The sequence below is a fragment of the Mesorhizobium sp. WSM4842 genome, assembly GCF_055901575.1.
In genome coordinates, this window is sequence record NZ_CM148372.1 from 6916062 (window position 1) to 6933141 (window position 17080).

Genomic DNA, 17080 nt, shown 5'->3' on the forward strand with positions numbered 1-17080 from the left:
AGAACCACTAGTGCCGGCGGCGCAAGAAAACTCGAGAGAATTGCCCCGATGGCTATGGCGGCGAAAGACCAGATCAGACCGAGCCGCCTCTGAACTAGATCGCGGAGAACTAGCGCCGCGCCAATGGCAAGTACGCCGCTGGGTGCGAGAATGCCCGGTGCGACCGGGATGAGGCACGGTCCATCCGGCACGCAAACCGTGCCCACGTTTCCAATGAGCCAGTTGGCGAGAGGAATGGTGCAAGCAAAGGCGACTAAGAACACGGCGCCTTCTAGAGTTCGCCTGGTATCCAGATTATGCATCGCTTGTCTCCCGAACCATTGAGCGGAACTTCTGATATCCTCGGGCGCGCAGTTCACATGCCGGGCACCCACCACAACCACGACCCCATTCGTGGTTGTGCCCAATGTCTCCATTGTAGCAGGTCAACGTCCGCTCCCGGATTAGGTCGACCAGTGGATCCCCACCGAGCTGCTCCGCGAGCAACCAAGTCTGAGCCTTGTCGATCCACATCAGTGGCGTATCGAGAACGAAGCGGCTCTGCATGCCGAGATTGAGAGCAACTTGAAGAGCCTTGATCGTGTCGTCTCGACAGTCCGGATAACCCGAAAAATCGGTCTCGCAAACGCCAGTTACCATATGCTTCAGACCTCGGCGGTAGGCCACTGCAGCTGCGAAGGTGAGGAAAACGATATTGCGACCCGGCACGAACGTGTTCGGCAAACCGGATGACGTTGTCGCTATTTCAACTTCACGCGTCAGTGCTGTGTCGCTGATTTCGCCGAGTACGGACAGATCGAGCACCCGATCCTCGCCGAGTTTTGCGGCCCACGCCGGAAAGGCTGTCGTCAGGCCGGCACGGAACTCCATACGCGCATCGAGTTCCGCTCGGTGCCGCTGACCATAGTCAAAGCCAATCGTCTCCACTCTATCAAAGCGTTCAAGCGCCCAAACGAGACAGGTGGCGGAGTCTTGGCCGCCGGAAAAGAGTACGAGAGCGCCATCGCCTGACATCACAGGCTCTCCGGACCGTAGAAGCTGCAGGCTCCGGTATCACTGTCGCGTCTGACGGTTACTCGCCATAGGTTTGGACAGACTGGCGCGACCTTGCGCCAGATCCAGGACGACAGGTTCTCGATCGTGGTCGGCCCTAGATCGCTGATCTCGTCGAGGAAGCGGTGGTCCAGGCCGTCGCGAGCCTCTTCGAGGGCTTGATCAAAGAGGGAGAGATCCATGAGCATGCCGGTCTGCGGATCTGGACGACCACGAATGACGACCTCCGCACGGTAAGAATGACCATGGATCCGGCGACTTGGTTCAACGTCCACCGTTCGCTGAAGAGTGTGCGCCGCGTCGAAGCGAAACTCCCTGCTGAGTTCGTACATTACCGGATGCCCATGAACTTGTGAGTCTGAAGGGAGAGCCGCCAGCGCGGATGCCGCAGGCAATAGTCGATAGCTGCCGCCGTGTTGTTTTCGCGCTCGGTGTCGTCACGTGGCTGCAGGAGGAAGTGCTCAAAGTCGAGGCTCTCGAACGAAGCTGGGTCGACTCCGACTTGTGGGAAAACCAGTTTCAGCTCGTCCCCAGATGTTTGGGAAAGCGGTATGGCGCCCTTGGGGCTGACGGTAATCCAATCAATCCCGGTTGGCGCCGCAAGCGATCCGTTGGTCTCGAGCGCGATCTCAAATTCACGCTCGTGGAGAGCCAAAATGAGCTCTCCTCCAACCTGCAAGAGGGGCTCGCCGCCGGTAAGAACGACGAACCGTTCGGTTTCGCCCCCTCCCCACATCTCCTCGACCGCAGCGGACAGTGAATTGGCATCGACGAATCGCCCGCCGCCCTCACCATCGGTACCGACAAAGTCTGTGTCACAAAAATTGCAGGCCGCCGAGGCCCGGTCGCGCTCGCGGCCACTCCAAAGATTGCAGCCAGCAAAGCGGCAGAAGACGGCGGGGCGACCAGCATGGCGACCCTCGCCCTGCAATGAGTAGAACATCTCTTTGACTGCGTAGCTCATCGTCTCAGGCTGCCTTCTCGTTCTCGGCGAGGCGCCGCTTGAGGACCTGGACCAGGTGAAATGACAGTTGGCGGACGTCTGCCGGAACGTTCTGCAACCCGTTCCAGCGACGGCGCTCTGAACCGAACTCCCATTCGCCCGCGCTCCAGGCGGTCTTTCCTTTGAGCAGTCGCAGGCCAGCGGCAAATTCGCCGCGTGTCGAGGCACCGGTAACGCTGTTGAGAAAATCCATGACATAGCCCAGCGCGATGATACCGGTGCCGTGAAGCAACCTGGAGGACTTGGGCGTTTGCCCAATCCAATCGTCCGAGAACACGTGCTGAACCGCGTGATAGAATTCGCTCATCGTCGTGACACCCTGCGCGAGCAGAAGCTGGTCCTCGCCGGAATAGAGCCGAAGGGCTCCGTCGCTGAGGGAATTCATGATGACCCGTTGGAGGACGGTGTCGCGGATCACTCCCTTCGGGTTCGTTTGTTGTTTGATCAGACCCTTTAGCGAGGATCCCTTTCGATAGTTTAGCGCCTCGGTAACAAGAGCGGCTTGTGATCGGCTCGTCATGCGTGTCGGCAGATCACCAACTTTGGGGAGCAACTCATAGACAAGTGCCTTTGGCAGCGGGCGGGTATTGTTGACCAGGATGAACTGCTTTTGCAGCTCCTCCTCTGTCTCGCAAAGGAAGCCTGAAACGAGCACTTCAAACTCGCGGCCACGAAGTTCGGAAAGCGCAGTGAAGCGCTGCTGCCCGTCGACGATCCAGCCCGGAGGGCCATTGGCTGTATCGACGACCAATTGATGAAGGCGGCCACCAGGGCTCATTGCGGGCTCTAATCGAGCACCACCCATGAAAGCGACCACTATCGCATTGGGCAAGATCGAGTTCGGCTTTTCCAGGTAATCGCGGATTTCGCGAATGTGGCCCGCTATCTGCGGTCTCTGAAAACCTTGGAGGGCGCCGCCGTCGTCGCGTCCTGCTCGCTCGATGCGAGCGATGCGCGCAACCTCCGATGCCTTGGCGACGAAGGTAAAGACCACCAACGTGTCGCTCTGAACCGGCGCGAGCGCGTCGAACCGAATAAGGTGCTGCTTGCTCATACGGTTTCCTGTCGAAATTCGCTAAGGTGAGTGTGGAAGACGTGGAGGTTGTGGATGCCTCGTCGCTTGTTGCGATTGGACGTTCGAAAAATAACGGCCTCCACACCGCTTTCCCGACAGACGCGGCAGTTGCACCGTTCCCAAGGTCGATCGCCAAGTGTGTGCGTATATGCCTTGCGTTGTCGGGCTGCTGCATCCGCTCGACGACTTGCCGAGGCCTCCTCGTTCCAATTGAGGACCGCCCAATACTCCACTACCGCATCAAGAGTCTGATCCAGCGTGGCCCCACCGGCGGCATAGGCGCGGACGTGGTACAGCGCGGCGTCTTCAAGACGCCTCGCATCCTCCTGGTTGAGCCTCCCTTCAAGCGCCTTGTGCTTGAGCTTGTTGTTCTGGGTGGCCTGCGGGATGCGTATTGCCGTGTAGTATGAGAGTTCGCCACTGGCCGTGCGGGCCCAGTAGTTCTTTCGTGCGTCCTTAAACGCCCGTAGCAATGGTGAAGTCGTGTCAAAGCTGGTTACGCGGTACTTTTCGAGCACCGCCAACTCTTCGATCTTTCCAAAACCGAGCAGGTGAAGGCGGACATGATCCGGGAGGACGCCACGCAACGCGTCCAAAACGCGGCGGATCTGTTCGATCTTCAGGGGCACTGTGCCCCCAATGGCCAAGTAGTCGTATCCCATACTCGCCAGGTTCCGTGCGGCCTCCGCCATGCTCTCTGCTGACCATCCTTGGATGACGCCCAATGGCGTGAATCCCGGTCCTAGCGCCTTTGAGGCCTGGTGGAACTCGGCGGCGTTCTGAAGGGTGATCTCGTATCGACCGCGCACGTCTTCGGGGACATCATGCAAATTGCGGGTCACACCAACGTCGTCGAAATCGAAGATCAAATGGTCGGGTGAGCATCCGTGGGTGAAGCCACCGTCGGCATAAAATTCTGCCGTGTCTTCGGCGCGATAAGGAGGCTCTGGTAGGTTGCGGTACGAGAAGGCACCACAGTCTCCCAGCATGATGCTTTCCGGAAATCGTTCGAGCGGATAGCGCAGAAATCGCCGCGCGCCTTCTCGACGGAATCGCATCAATTGAGCTTCAGAATACTTTCCTGGGTGCCCTATATCCCCCACGATGCCGCGGGATACTAGGATCCCGTCATAGGGTGCTTGCTCTAAGAATTCGTGCGGGTATTCGTCGTCCCGGTGCACTGACCGGCCTCTGCCGTTGCGATCTTCAATGAAGTCATAGTCGGGGTCGATCGTGTCGACGCTGTCTGCAAAGAGAAACTTCATCAGGCCACCTTGGCGAAGGCGTGCATATGGTCGAGGCGCGCCAGGTGACCGGACAAAAGTTTGATGTCGCGGCCGACATTTTGAATTTCGTTCCAATCTCGCTGAAGCTCGGTCCACCTGCCGCTGGTCCAGCGGCAGTAAGGAGCGATGCGTGAAAGCGACTCGCTCGCGTGAGCGAGCAAGTCTGCACCGGGCGCGGCACGCGACATGATGCGGTCCATCAAAAGGCTCATGGCCTCGATCCCGGCCGAGTGCATAAGCCGGCTTTCGGTAGCCGGACGACCCCACGCCTCCGGGAACACGACGCGTACAGCGCTCCAATAAGAGACCAGTGCGCGATACATGGCGTCGATGTCGGCGGGGGATTCAGCCGTCGCCTTATAGGGGGCCAGAGAGCCGAGAGCGCTATTAATGCTGTTTCTGATCGCCTTGACCAAAGCGGAATCTGTAACGACCGCATTGGCGGAGTCTTCGGATAGCCTCCTGATCAGACCGAAGAACGGGGAATCGGGAGACGATTGGAGAAGATTGACTAGTTCACTAGGGATCTTCCGAGATGAAAGATCGCGCGGAAAGGCGGTATCGACTTCCGGAAGGAGTTCGTTGATCAGTCGAGGATCAAGGGGCTTGGCCTTATTGACTAAGATGAATTGCTCTCGATGGACGGAAAGTTCCTCCGAAACAAAGGCAACAACCGGGACCGGAAAGCTCTTGTTTTGAGCTTGCGACAGAGCGATCGAGCGTTGCTGGCCATCTACGATCCATGCCGCCTTTGGGCCGTCCTTCGGCAGTGGGATACGTAGCGTCCCTGCTTCACAAACCCGCACGTCGCCGCTCGGTCTCTCACCCCGTGCCTGGGTAAAGCGCGCTCGAGGCGAGATCGCCAGAATGATGGCATTCGGAAAAAGCACAGGACCCTGGTCTAAGAATTCTGTGATCGCCTGAACGTGACTCTTGATCCCCTTGCGCTGAAATCCTCGCAACGAGCCTTCACCGTCGCGATGCACGCGGCTGATTTCCGCTATTTTCAGCAGGTCTGCGCCAGCAACAAAGAAGGCGTAAACAGCTTTGTCCGCCTGCTCAGTCCGGACCGCACGCACGGCGAGAGTAGGCTCGGTCGTCTTCCGGGGCCGCGTCATGCTGCCTCCCTCTTGTGAAGGGCGATCTGATAGAGCCGACTGAAGCGTGATTGCTCGCAGGCAACACCCTCTTCGTCTCGAAGTGCACGCAGAATGCGCGCAACGCCCAATTGAGACTGCAGGCGAACCGCGATCAACTCAAGCAACTCTGCATCAGATCGACGCGGCCGGCGCGGCTTGTCGGGCGCCGTCACCTTGGTGAGCGCGCTGCTGACTGCCGCATAATCGGCGTCACGATCCTGCTGCCCCTCTCCGGCAATCAAACCCACAAAGTGATGCAATGCCCGCTGAGAGAAGTCGGACCGGGTTCCAGGCAGGATAGCTTCTAGTCGCGCATCATAGGGAGCGACCACCGAATGCAACGCAGGTGGCAAAACTGAGGCAAGAGAAGCACCGAAAATTCTCAGTCGAGCTAAAGCCTGCGGGCCAAGTGCATTCAGGCTTTCGCCGACCATTTGAGCATAGGGCCGAGTAAGGGCGATCAGAATGCGCCCAGACCCTCGACCAACCGCGTCGACCCAGGGATCCGACAGAGCCGATGATTGCAAGCCAGAGAACCAAGCGCCGGGGTCGAATTCACCCCTAACCCGCGCCATGATAGAGTCGGAGTGTCCCGCGGACACGGTAAGCCCATACAAGGGAACTTTTCGGTCCGCAGCAACCAGACCGAGCCCTGCAGACAGAATGTAAAGCTTGGCCGAAGCGATCTCTGAGGAGCGGGCTGCCAACGAAAAGCCGCGTCCCGCGTAAATTTCGCCCGCAGTGACATCGGCGGGTAACGTCCGGACCCTTTCAATCCACGCAGTTTGGATCGCGTCCTGCGTGTCGATTGGTAGCGAGGCTGGTGTGGACTCGACCGGTGGGCGGGCTCGTTTTCGAAACGTACAGATGGTGACGACCGCGTCGGCTCGTTTGGTCACGGCAGGCGGAGATGGATGCTTAAGTGCGTTCATTTCACCAATAACTGCGCGAAAAATCCGTGGGCGGCATCTCGACCCCATCGACCGCATTCTAGATGTAGCGTACTCGCCAGTCTGCACCCACAAGCTGTGTGCGACAGCCGCAGTGACGTTCAAGAGCTACAGCAATTCTGTAGGTTTTGCAATGGGAAGCCCGAAATATGCGGCCTTGAACGGAGGGGCTGCTGAACATGTCCCCAGTTATTGCACCCAATTCATCGAGATGGTGCCGCATTACTGGACAACGGATCAAGCTTCAACCGGGAGCTCAGCGCGGAAACGGGGCCTGCGCTTCGACTATTCCAGATCGATCCAGGCCGGCGCGTGATCGCTTGGCTTCTCCCATCCTCTCACCTCAACATCTACACCGGCACCGCGCAGCCGCGGTGCCAACGCGAAGCAGATGGTCCATTCGCAGGCCAGAACTCGTATCGTAACCGCCTCCATAGGAGAAATTCCAATAGGTGTAGATGCTCTTCTCGGGATTGATGCCGGCTCACCGAAAAGGGCAATCGCCAGAAATGCCCCGATAAACGGCGCGGGCGAATAATAAGCGCCGCTTCGATGCGAATGGTTGTTGCTCATCGGCCATCCCAAACGACATAGAAGGCGGCAATCTACACCCCACCTTTCCAGCGCAACAGCCGCATGGCGTTGGCTGTCACCAGCACCGTCGCGCCTGTGTCAGCGAGAATGGCGGGCCACAGGCCGGTGATGCCGACTACGGTCGTCACCAGGAACACCGCCTTCAGCCCCAACGCCATGGCGATGTTCTGCTTGATGTTGGCCATGGTCGCCTGCGACAGTTTTATCATCGCCGCGACATCGCCGACGCGGCCATGCAGCACCGCCGCATCTGCCGTCTCCAGGGCGACATCGGTGCCGCCGCCCATGGCAATGCCGATGTCGGCCGCGGCGAGCGCCGGCGCATCGTTGATGCCGTCGCCGACCTTAGCGACCGTCAGCCCCTGGCCTTTCAACTCGCCGACAATGCGCTGCTTGTCTTCAGGCAGCAGTTCCGAGCGCACCTCGATACCGAGTTGCTTGCCGATTGCCTCCGCCGCGCGCTGGTTGTCGCCAGTCAGCATGACAGTCCTGATGCCAACATCGGTCAGCGCCTTGAGGCCGGCCTGCGCATCCGGCCGAGGCTCGTCGCGCATGGCGATGAAACCGGCCAGCAAATCGTTGATCAGTAGCACCGACACCGACTTGCCCTGGTCGTTGAGTTCGGCGATGCGGGCCGCCTGCTCGGCCGGAAGCGCGACCTTCTCGCTTCCAGCGATCGGCGAGCCCAGGAAGACGTTCTTACCGCCAATGCGACCGACGACGCCCTTGCCGCCGAGCGCCTTGGCCTCTGCCGCCGGCGGCACCGGCACGCGATCGGCCTTGGCCTTTCGCAGGATAGCCAGGGCAAGCGGATGGCTCGATCCGGTTTCGAGTGCAGCGGCCAGCGACAGCACCTCTTTTTCGCTGATCTCGATGGCCACGACATCCGTCACCACGGGCTTGCCTTGAGTCAGCGTCCCGGTCTTGTCCAACGCCACGGCGGTGATCTTGCCCAAGCCTTCCAGCACCGCGCCGCCTTTCATTAAAAGACCACGCCTGGCGCCGGCCGAGAGCGAGGCGGCGATTGCCGCCGGCACCGATATGACGAGGGCGCAGGGGCAGCCGATGAGCAGCAGCGCCAGGCCTTTGTAGATCCATTCGTTCCAGTCGTCGCCGAAGGCCAGCGGCGGGACGACGGCCACCAGAGCCCCCACGGCGACGACGGCGGGCGTATACCAGCGTGAGAAATGGTCGATGAAGCGTTCCGTCGGCGCCTTGCTTTCCTGGGCCTCCTCGACCAGCTTGACGATGCGGGCGATGGTGTTGTCGGACGCCGCAGCCGTAACGGTGATGCGCAACACGCCGTCGCCATTGATGGTGCCGGCGAATACGTCCGCGTCGACGCCCTTGCGCACCGGCACGCTTTCCCCCGACACCGGCGATTCATCGATGGCGCTTTCGCCCTCGATGATCTTGCCGTCGGCTGGAATGCGATCGCCCGGCCGCACCAGAATGACGGCGCCAACCCCAAGGGCTTCGGCCGGAACTTCGCGCGTGGCGCCATTCTCCTCCAGGAATGCCGTCTTGGGCACCAGCGTGGTCAGCGCCTGGATGCTGGAGCGCGCCTTGCCGGCGGCCACGCCTTCCAGCAACTCGCCGATGAGGAACAGGAAGACCACGGTGGCGGCTTCCTCGCCGGCACCGATGATGACGGCGCCGATCGCCGCGATGGTCATCAGCATTTCGATGGTGAAGGGAATGCCGGCGAGCGCGGCCATCACAGCTCGCCGTGCAATCGGCACCAGTCCGATCAGCATGGCGGCAATGAAAAGCCAGACGCCGCTGGCCGGCCAGACATAGTGAATCGCAAAAGCTGCGGCCAATGCGGCGCCGCTGGCGATGCTCAGTCGGCCTTTGGCGCTGTCCCACCACGGCCCCGTGGCCGGCGTGTGGTCGTGGCCGTGCAACCCCTCCACGTCGTCGTGGTCATCTTTGGCTGTGCCGGCATGGTCGCGGCCAGCATGGTCGTGGCCAGCGTGGTCATGGCCGCCTTTGGTGCCGTACCCGGCCGGCTTGGCAATCTGGCCGGCTTCGCTCGTGAGCTGAGCCACAGAATAGCCGAGGCCCGTCACCTTCTTTTCGATCGCGGCGAGGTCGCTTTCGGCAGTGTGCCTGACGGTCATGGTGCCGGCAGTGACCGAGACGTTCACATCCTGGACGCCATGCATGCGCCGCAGCGCGCTATCGATTTTCGTCGCGCAGCCGGCACAATCCATGCCTTCAACGCGATAACGGGTTTGTGCGGCGGTTGTAGCCATCGTCTCACTCCTTGAACCATTCCAGCGGCACGCTACATTCTCTAGCGACTAGAGGAGCAAGCGAAAAAATCATGCGCAGTGTCCCGATTGGCGAAGCGGCACGACAGAGCGGCGTGAAAGTGCCGACCATCCGCTACTATGAGAAAATCGGCCTGCTGCCCGCGCCGAAGCGCAGCGAGGGCAATCGACGGCACTATGAAACCAGCGATTTGCGCCGGCTGGCGTTTATTCGCCATTCACGCGAGTTGGGGTTCGGCATCGAAGCCATCCGCACCCTGCTGACGTTGCAGGATAATCCCAGCCAGCCCTGCGCCACGGCCGATACCATAGCCCAGGCGCGGCTGGCCGACGTCGTTCAGCGGATACGCAGCCTCACGGCATTGAAGGCCGAACTGGAACTCATGGTCGAAGGCTGCCGGCACGGGAAGGTCGGTGAATGCCGGGTGATTGAGGTGCTGGCCGATCACAGCCAATGCGAACACGCCCGGCACTGACTGGACCCGATCTCGAACGATCTAATCATTCGTGAGCCGGCCTTTCCGCCACCATCCAGGTCATGAGGCGCGACTGCACGGCGAGGTGATGATTTTGACCACGGCTAAGCCACGAGCTGAAGTGGCTTGCACTCCGGCAATTGTCCGGAATCGGTAGCAGCGGCCCTCTATTCCTTTGCATCGGCGCGTCACAAGGACGTGATTTGCTTTGCCCATGTAACAAACCAGATGGGCCAGACCGAAGGTGATTTTGAGAAAGGCGGAGCGGCACCGCCGATGCGTTGGCCGTATCGCTTCGGTCGCCCGAAATGCCATGAACATTGCCGACACTTGAAGATAAAAACACGCTGGGACCGCAACCGTTGCCCTGAAATTCTCAGCGAAATGCAGACGGACCGTTTAAGTCGGACTTGGTGCCCAGGCTTTGCCCAGCGCGATCCTGAATTCATAGACCTTTGCTTAAAACTTCGCACGTGTCGCTGCGCGAGTAAGGTGGCAATAATTCTGTGCTGCGGTTTACCTGCGGTCATCCAGAATGTTCAGGGCGTAACGCGTGTGTCGCCGTTCGCCAGTTCTTGTCATCGCGCCCTTGGAAACGAGGTCTTGCAGATCTCTTGTCGCCGTCGCGCGCGATGCTTGAGTGATGGCGATGTAATTCTCGGCGCTGAGCCCTCCTTTGAACCCGTCGATGCCTTCGCGGAACATTCGGGCGATGACCTTTTCCTGCCGCTCGTTGAACTGGTTTCGGTAGCGTTCGTAAAACTTGGCTTTAGCTACGGAGAATTCGACGCGGACCAGCGTTACGCGTTGCGCTTCAAGGATCGTGTTGGCAAAGTAGAGCAGCCAATTTGTTACCGCGTTGCTCTTATTGCTGGCCTGCAGGTTGTCGTAGTAGGCGTTGCGGTGGCGTTCGATCGTGTATGCCAAAGCGATGAGACTTGGTTCACCCAGGCTTTGAGCAAGCGCCTTTTCGCAGAGGGCACGGCCTATGCGGCCGTTGCCATCCTCAAATGGGTGGATGCTCTCGAAATAAAGGTGCGCGATACCGGCTCGCGTCAACGCCGGGAGCGGCGTCTTACCTTTAGGCGCGGTATCGTTGAACCAAGCGGTGAAAGCATCCATTTCGGCTTTGACCCGCGCTGAGGGAGGTGCCGCCTCGAAATGCACTTTGGGCTTATCCAGCCGATTGGAAACGATCTGCATGACATCGGCATGCTGGCGGTAATTGCCAATGGTCTCAATACGCCGTTCCCCCGACATCACCATCTTGTGCCAAGCGTAGAGAGTGCGATGCGAGAGGGCATGGCCAAAATGTAAATACACGTCGGCCATCATTTCCGCGATGCCGCGCTCGGCAGGCGGAATGCGCCTGTTCTCGCTGCCCAGCCCAAGTTGCTGGCGCAGGGAGGATTGCAGACTCTCGCGGTTGAGGTATTCCCCTTCAATCGCGGATGTCTTCAAGGCCTCTTCACTGATAAGATCGATGCGTATCTGGTCGCGATCGTCAGAACCGACGTGCCGAAAGACACCCAGGAACTCACCCGATCGGAGCAGGAATTCGCTTTCCAGCGGTTCCAATTCTTCCTTATCGTAGGTAAAATGCGGCCAGTCAGCCTGCTCCCAATTCCATACCATGAGTTATAGCGCACCTTTCTATAACTCATAGTGCCCTAAATAATGAGCTATAGCAATCTTCCCTATGCCTCTCTATGCCTCAGAAGCTGGGGCTTTGCCCTGGTACGCACAAGTCCGGCCCTCTCTCGCGAAACGAAATCGGGGCGATTTCTTAATCGGCAGGCCGGTCGCTCCAAGTATCTAGGGCCTCCACAAGCGTGCGCGCCCTCCACCCACACACCAAGCACTATATCGGCATCATGCGCGGGACCGGGAAGGTGATGGTGCGCCGGAGAAAATTCAACTCCGAAGGCGGAGCGCGCATTCCACGTCAGGTAACTCGAGCCATGATTTCAGATTGGATCGTCCTTGCGGTGTATAGCGAAGCGTCTAAGGACAGATTCCCAAATGCATGTTGGCAAAGTAGATAATTAGCACCGGCCTCTTCGAGCTGATCAAGAAGAGCTTGTCGCGCGGAAGATGCCGTTCCCACCACGCACAATTCGCTTTCGATTGCTGCATCCAAGCTCAGCGGCAGATTTGGGGGCGTCTGGAGCGCATTGAGGTCGTAGAGGAACCTGAAGCTCTTGAGCCATCGTTCGTAAGCGGGTGCCGCGAGCGCATATGCATCTGTTTCCGATCGCGCGATCACGACCATGCGGAGCATTCCAAGAAATGGCCCTCGCTCGTCCGCGTCGGCACTGCGCTCCCGGCAGGCTCGGAATGCATCTGTGATTCTGCGAACAGAAGAGGCAGGTCCCAGGCACGCGATATTGGCGCCACTTGAAGCGGCCCAGCTGGCCGACTCGGGTCTATTGGTGGCGATCCATGTCGGTGGATGGGGGCGCTGATAAGATCTCAGCGTCAAAGGGACGTCATTCAGCTCAAAATGGCGGCCGCGATAGGACAGCGTGTCGCCCTTCATCGCCTTGATGAGGATTTCGCTGGCTTCCGCGTAGTGACCTGGCGCCGCCTCCGCAGCAATCCCGAAGTAACCCAGTTCGACTGGGAGAGAGCCGCGCCCTATACCCAGTTCGACCCTGCCACCACTCAATTGGTCCAGCATGCAGATCTCCTCGAACGCACGCAGCGGATGATAAAGGGCAAGGAGCATTACCATCGGGCCGACGCGAAGGTGCCGGGTGCGCTGGACGACGCTAGATAAGAACAGATTCGGCGATGGGCCCCTCCCGTGCGGAGTGCAGTGGTGCTCTGCCAGATGATATGCGTAGAAACCAAGGTGATCGCAGGCCTCTGCCAAACTCAGGCGATCGGCGTATTGCCGGGCAATCTCGCAGCCGTCCTCGTCCAGATGGTCGAATATGCCGAAGGTCAGGCCCTGTGGGAAGGCATTCTTCACGCGATTTTCTCCAACTCTTTGCAACAGTTCGTGGCTCGCAATGATGCAAGCAAATTCAAATTATCGGTCGCTTAATGGCCGGGGAGCTATCGACTGGTTAAGGCAGCAGCCGCTGACCGCCGGCACAGCGGGATCGTTTCCTCCGCCCTTCCTGCTATCTCTCTGGCGGCGTCAAGGAATTCATCCATCTCGGTTTTTGTACCGATGCTGATGCGGATGTAATTTTCCAGCCCTGCATCCGGAAAGAAGGCGACGAGTATCTTTTGCCTTTCCAAGGCTGCTTGCCACCATGAGCCTTCCTGCCCCGGTGGAACACGCGCTAGCAGGAAATTTGCGTGAGAAGGTATTACGGAAAATCCGAGTTTCGACAGTGCCACCGTCACTCGCTGTCTTTCATCCCTGATGTGCTTGTGGTTCTCGGCATAGGCGCCGCGGTGCCCAAGCACACTGATGCCAACAGCCTGGCCGATCACGTTCACGTTGAAGACGTTCTGGAGATCCCGCAGCCTGCCAATGACTTCGGGGTGGCCAAGTCCGAAACCGACGCGAATGCCGGCGGTGGCATAGCTTTTCGAGAATGTTCTCAAGATCAGGAGGTTTGGATAGCGATCGAGGAGATGCAGACCATTGTCCGGTGCAAAATCGACATAGGCCTCATCCAAGACAATCAGACGGTCTGATTGTGATACCAGGCGTTCAACATCGGCCACAGGAACAAACGTTCCGGTCGGATTGTTTGGGTTGGCCAGCAGAATGAACTTGGCATCTTTTGCCGGTCCCAAAAGCAAGTCTTCGACGGGCAAGGAATGATCTGCGCACCATCCGATTTCGAGAAATTGAGCACCCTGCAAACGGGCAAGTTTGCGGTTGAACGAAAACCCCGGCGACATCCATCGCCATTCTGTCTCCTGGAACCAGGAAAGCTCTGTAGATAAGCCCGAGCAGTTCAGACGATCCGTTTCCGGCGATCACCTGATCCTTCGAGACGCCGTAGGCTTCCGACGCTGCTTGCCTTAAGCTGACGTTGTCGTCTTCTGGATATAGATATTGCCGTTCAAGAGCCGCCATCGCACTTTGCATTATGGCTTTCGGCAACGGAAACGGGTTCTCGTTCGTGTTTAGCTTGACGCAACAAGGATCCGGCGCCGGTTTGTCGGACAGCAGAACATCTAACTGTCCCGCTACCTGCGAAAGGGAAGAAAGCACAGTTTGCAGTTTTGCATCAGACATCAATTTTTCTCCGTTTCAGTCTCAGTGCGTCCGGCACGAGCTGGTGATCAAGACAGGGCCTGGACCACCGACGATAGCGCTGCCGTGAGACCCGGGTGCACGGTGGGGCGACGACCGCGGGGGCAGCGCGGTCTGTGCGATCGGATCGGAATTGCAGGAGCCCCGCATCACTCCTCAAGGGCGCCAAGGCACGAATACTTGATTGTCCCAGCTACTCGGCTCGGTGATTTGTTCAAAGACGTTTGATCTCGATGCCGTATTTCCTCAACACGTAGCCGATCTGGCGCGGCGTCAGTCCGAGCAGGCGTGCCGCCTTTGCCTGGACCCAGCCACATCTCTCCATCGCCTGGATGACACGTTCGGCATCGGCCATTCTCGCAGAGTGGACTACCCCGACTGGGTCCAGCGGCGGCTGCCCTTCGGTCGCTGACGGCGGTGGGACGGCGGCAGAACTAACCCCAGCAGCCGGCGGTATGGCCCGAACCACTGGTAGCGGCCCGATCGGCGAAGGTTGCAGCGCGACTTTGCCAACTCTGCAATTATGCAGCGCCTCGGCGAAGCATTTGCCCTGGCAGCATGCAAAGTCGTCTTTCCCGATTGATGGCCCCGCCGCCAGAACCGCGGCACGATACACGCAGTTTTCCAGTTCGCGAATGTTGCCGGGAAAGTCACAGTTTATCAGTACTTCGATCGCGCTCGGATCGAAGGTCAACATAAGGCCATTCTCATCGTTGAAATTCTTGAGAAACTCAGCTGCAAGTAGCGGAATATCGCTGCGCCTTTCGCGAAGCGGCGGCACCAGCAAGGGAACAACACTGATGCGGTAGTAGAGGTCGGCACGGAACTCGTTTCTGGCAACTGCCTCTTCCAGGTTCTTGTTCGTGGCGGCAATGATGCGGACGTCGACTTTAATGGTCTGGTTGCCCCCGACCCGCTCAAACTCCTGCTCCTGCAGCACGCGCAAGAGCTTTGCCTGGAACGAGGCCGAAATCTCGCCAATCTCGTCTAGGAACAATGTCCCCTTGTCGGCGAGCTCAAAGCGCCCCTTGCGCGAGTTGAACGCACTTGTGAATGCACCCTTCTCATGGCCGAACAATTCGGATTCCAGCACAGTCTCGGGTAGCGCCGCGCAATTGAGCTTGATGAAGGGCCGCTTGGCGCGCGGGGACAACTCGTGGATAGCCTTGGCGACCAGCTCCTTACCGGTACCGGATTCGCCTCGCAACAGAACCGCAATCTTGGCCTTGGCTACGAGCGCGACCTTCTCAAGCAGACCTCGCAACGCCAAACTGTCGCCAATCATCCCCACGTGAGTGTTACGCTGCGGGGCCAGGCGCTTCTGCTTTGGCAGGGAGTCCTGCTTTGCCATCGGTTGCTCGCGGTCGCCCTCGAAAGAGCGATGCGACTTCACTGCCTGCCCTATCAGGTTGGCGACTAGCGGGAGCAGACAGAGGCTGTAATCGAGCCAAACTCTTGAGCCATGGCGCAGTACGTGGTCGATAGTCAGCGTGCCCACGACATTTGCATCGACGCTAATGGGAACGCCGATGAAGGACACTGGTATGTCGTCGGAAGCCCCGAGCACGTCCATGTCGGCGGCGGTGAAAGCCGGATGAACCGCGATGTTCTCGGTGGCCAGGGGCTTGTCCGTCGCCAAAACCTGGTCGATTGCATTCCGCGGAAGGTAGGTCCGGCAGCGCTCACTGCAGCTCTCGGTCCGGCCGGCGCCTGCGATGATTTCCAGTTCGCCATCACCGTCGAAAAGAGAGATGATGCCGTGCCTCATCTGCAGAAACGATCGCAGCAGGTCTACAACCTTGGCCAGCCTGACCTCGAGCCCGGAGGGGGCGGTGAGCGCTTTCGAAATTTCGTAGATGCCGGCAAGCGCGCTCGCGCGCGACGGCAGAATGGCGGGTTCCAAGTCATCCCTTTTGGTGTCGTGGGGTGATGTGCAGCTTGACGAAGTCTGCTCAGCACTTTCTTCAGATTGGCGACCATTGTCCTGATCTAACATGTCATCCTCGATCTTGGGGCGCGACAGCAACGCCGCGCCATCTGGATCTGCGATGTCCCCGGCGTAGACGCATCGTCAGATGGCATCAGGGCCCGAGCCAACGATGGCCGGCACCAACAAGAATTTCTTCGCCCCGCGAGCCGCAGCATGATTGGCGCACTTGCTTGCGGGTGGGAGCCGCTTACCGGAACGCTTGAGACGTTGATGCAGGTAGTCGTGAGGTGTCGGCGGCAGGACGCCAGAGTTCCGCAGGCGACATACTGCCTTGCATAAGATCAAGTGTGGGTCACGGTTTTGGGCGTCGGTCAGGCCCTGACGAGGGGCAAGCCCGAAAGACGCCGGAGGCAAGGCTTGATGCATGGCTCGGCTATTCCTTACTGAACTGGGGCGCGGTTCAGGCTTCCGGAGCGCAACCACACGTTGCCCTACAGAGCGGGAATGAGGATGGCTAGTCAACCGAGCTTTCCTCGCATTTCTGAAAGGAAAGCACGAGGACATGATAGAATTCCATCAACTTAGATTTGCCGACGGATGGACATCGAACGGCAGAGTAACCGCGGCGTGTTCACGGAGGACCGGCGCGGTGAGCGTACGAGGTCGACGCCCCCGGGATGCTGTCGGCATTAGGGCGGCTGCGTCGACACTACGGCCCGAAGTGTCGTCGAGCGGCTAAAGTGTTCGCGCTATGAAGCATCTTCTGAGTCGCACCGATGCGCACCAAGTCCCGTGAATCATTCCGTCTTATCGACGACCCGTCGAGAAGCCACGGCTGCAGCGGGAGCGCGGTAAGAGCCCGCTCGTGTAGGGAATCCTCCACTTCCGTGCCCGGCCGGGTCGCAAATGCGACAAAGAAGCGAGCGGGCACAGCGGATCGCAGAGTTACCGACTGGTGGCTGTCAGGCTAAAGCAATGGGTGCAAAGCTGGCGTTAGTGCGGGATTTCTCCCGAGATGACGGCAACAGTGCGGAAGCTCGCACAACCCGCCCTTACTGAGGCTGCCTCACCGAGCG

13 protein-coding genes and 1 pseudogene are annotated in these 17080 nt (G+C 59.2%); 1 reads left to right on the plus strand and 13 read right to left on the minus strand.

The window, feature by feature from the left end; translation table 11 throughout:
- Window positions 1–294 precede the first annotated feature (294 nt).
- The 9 genes from queC to AC0NIE_RS33470 all read right to left on the minus strand — a co-directional run bounded on the left by queC (window position 295) and on the right by AC0NIE_RS33470 (window position 9358).
- Window positions 295–1014, minus strand: coding sequence for a 7-cyano-7-deazaguanine synthase QueC (queC, locus tag AC0NIE_RS33430; RefSeq protein WP_473489079.1), 720 nt, complete (start codon window positions 1012–1014; stop codon window positions 295–297).
- On the minus strand, window positions 1014–1385 hold the full coding sequence (locus AC0NIE_RS33435) for a 6-pyruvoyl trahydropterin synthase family protein (RefSeq protein WP_473489078.1): 372 nt from the start codon (window positions 1383–1385) through the stop codon (window positions 1014–1016). The genes queC and AC0NIE_RS33435 overlap by 1 nt, the downstream gene beginning before the upstream one ends.
- Window positions 1385–2017, minus strand: a complete 633-nt coding sequence (gene queE / locus AC0NIE_RS33440) for a 7-carboxy-7-deazaguanine synthase (RefSeq protein WP_473489077.1) — start codon at window positions 2015–2017, stop codon at window positions 1385–1387. The genes AC0NIE_RS33435 and queE overlap by 1 nt, the downstream gene beginning before the upstream one ends.
- 4 nt (window positions 2018–2021) lie before the next feature.
- Window positions 2022–3110 (minus strand): DGQHR domain-containing protein DpdB, encoded by a 1089-nt coding sequence (gene dbpB / locus AC0NIE_RS33445; RefSeq protein ID WP_473489076.1) that lies wholly within the window; start codon window positions 3108–3110, stop codon window positions 2022–2024.
- The gene (gene dpdA / locus AC0NIE_RS33450) at window positions 3107–4396 is read right to left on the minus strand and encodes a tRNA-guanine transglycosylase DpdA (protein WP_473489075.1); all 1290 of its coding nucleotides are present in this window, start codon (window positions 4394–4396) and stop codon (window positions 3107–3109) included. Before dpdA ends, dbpB (AC0NIE_RS33445) begins: the two co-directional genes overlap by 4 nt.
- Complete coding sequence (gene dbpB / locus AC0NIE_RS33455; protein WP_473489074.1) at window positions 4396–5535, minus strand: DGQHR domain-containing protein DpdB; 1140 nt, start codon at window positions 5533–5535, stop codon at window positions 4396–4398. Before dbpB (AC0NIE_RS33455) ends, dpdA begins: the two co-directional genes overlap by 1 nt.
- A complete protein-coding gene (locus tag AC0NIE_RS33460) occupies window positions 5532–6488 on the minus strand; it encodes a hypothetical protein (protein WP_473489073.1) in 957 nt (318 codons plus the stop codon). Before AC0NIE_RS33460 ends, dbpB (AC0NIE_RS33455) begins: the two co-directional genes overlap by 4 nt.
- A gap of 303 nt (window positions 6489–6791) precedes the next feature.
- The gene (locus tag AC0NIE_RS33465; RefSeq protein WP_473489072.1) at window positions 6792–7079 is read right to left on the minus strand and encodes a hypothetical protein; all 288 of its coding nucleotides are present in this window, start codon (window positions 7077–7079) and stop codon (window positions 6792–6794) included.
- 32 nt (window positions 7080–7111) lie between these two features.
- On the minus strand, window positions 7112–9358 hold the full coding sequence (locus AC0NIE_RS33470; protein ID WP_473489071.1) for a heavy metal translocating P-type ATPase: 2247 nt from the start codon (window positions 9356–9358) through the stop codon (window positions 7112–7114).
- A gap of 71 nt (window positions 9359–9429) precedes the next feature.
- Between AC0NIE_RS33470 and AC0NIE_RS33475 the strand changes: the two genes are divergently transcribed.
- The gene (locus AC0NIE_RS33475; RefSeq protein ID WP_473489070.1) at window positions 9430–9852 is read left to right on the plus strand and encodes a MerR family transcriptional regulator; all 423 of its coding nucleotides are present in this window, start codon (window positions 9430–9432) and stop codon (window positions 9850–9852) included.
- Between the two features lie 516 nt (window positions 9853–10368).
- On the opposite strand, the gene AC0NIE_RS33480 is transcribed toward AC0NIE_RS33475, so the two are convergent.
- The 4 genes and pseudogenes from AC0NIE_RS33480 to nifA all read right to left on the minus strand — a co-directional run bounded on the left by AC0NIE_RS33480 (window position 10369) and on the right by nifA (window position 16070).
- Window positions 10369–11487, minus strand: coding sequence for a Fic family protein (locus AC0NIE_RS33480; protein ID WP_473489069.1), 1119 nt, complete (start codon window positions 11485–11487; stop codon window positions 10369–10371).
- Between the two features lie 310 nt (window positions 11488–11797).
- A complete protein-coding gene (locus tag AC0NIE_RS33485) occupies window positions 11798–12826 on the minus strand; it encodes an LLM class flavin-dependent oxidoreductase (protein ID WP_473489068.1) in 1029 nt (342 codons plus the stop codon).
- An 86-nt stretch (window positions 12827–12912) separates the two neighbouring features.
- Window positions 12913–14056: pseudogene (gene hisC, locus AC0NIE_RS33490) on the minus strand (histidinol-phosphate transaminase).
- A gap of 232 nt (window positions 14057–14288) precedes the next feature.
- Entirely contained in the window at window positions 14289–16070 is a 1782-nt protein-coding gene (gene nifA, locus AC0NIE_RS33495) for a nif-specific transcriptional activator NifA (protein WP_473489067.1), read from the minus strand.
- Between the last annotated feature and the right edge of the window lie 1010 nt (window positions 16071–17080).

Excerpts from the sequence above, each read along its gene's own strand:
- AC0NIE_RS33465 (WP_473489072.1), bottom strand. The coding sequence starts at position 7,079 with ATGAGCAACAACCATTCGCATCGAAGCGGCGCTTATTATTCGCCCGCG.
- dbpB (WP_473489074.1), bottom strand. The coding sequence starts at position 5,535 with ATGACGCGGCCCCGGAAGACGACCGAGCCTACTCTCGCCGTGCGTGCG.
- AC0NIE_RS33460 (WP_473489073.1), bottom strand. The coding sequence starts at position 6,488 with ATGAACGCACTTAAGCATCCATCTCCGCCTGCCGTGACCAAACGAGCC.
- dpdA (WP_473489075.1), bottom strand. The coding sequence starts at position 4,396 with ATGAAGTTTCTCTTTGCAGACAGCGTCGACACGATCGACCCCGACTAT.
- dbpB (WP_473489076.1), bottom strand. The coding sequence starts at position 3,110 with ATGAGCAAGCAGCACCTTATTCGGTTCGACGCGCTCGCGCCGGTTCAG.
- AC0NIE_RS33475 (WP_473489070.1), top strand. The coding sequence starts at position 9,430 with ATGCGCAGTGTCCCGATTGGCGAAGCGGCACGACAGAGCGGCGTGAAA.
- AC0NIE_RS33470 (WP_473489071.1), bottom strand. The coding sequence starts at position 9,358 with ATGGCTACAACCGCCGCACAAACCCGTTATCGCGTTGAAGGCATGGAT.
- nifA (WP_473489067.1), bottom strand. The coding sequence starts at position 16,070 with ATGTTAGATCAGGACAATGGTCGCCAATCTGAAGAAAGTGCTGAGCAG.
- AC0NIE_RS33435 (WP_473489078.1), bottom strand. The coding sequence starts at position 1,385 with ATGTACGAACTCAGCAGGGAGTTTCGCTTCGACGCGGCGCACACTCTT.
- queE (WP_473489077.1), bottom strand. The coding sequence starts at position 2,017 with ATGAGCTACGCAGTCAAAGAGATGTTCTACTCATTGCAGGGCGAGGGT.
- queC (WP_473489079.1), bottom strand. The coding sequence starts at position 1,014 with ATGTCAGGCGATGGCGCTCTCGTACTCTTTTCCGGCGGCCAAGACTCC.
- AC0NIE_RS33480 (WP_473489069.1), bottom strand. The coding sequence starts at position 11,487 with ATGGTATGGAATTGGGAGCAGGCTGACTGGCCGCATTTTACCTACGAT.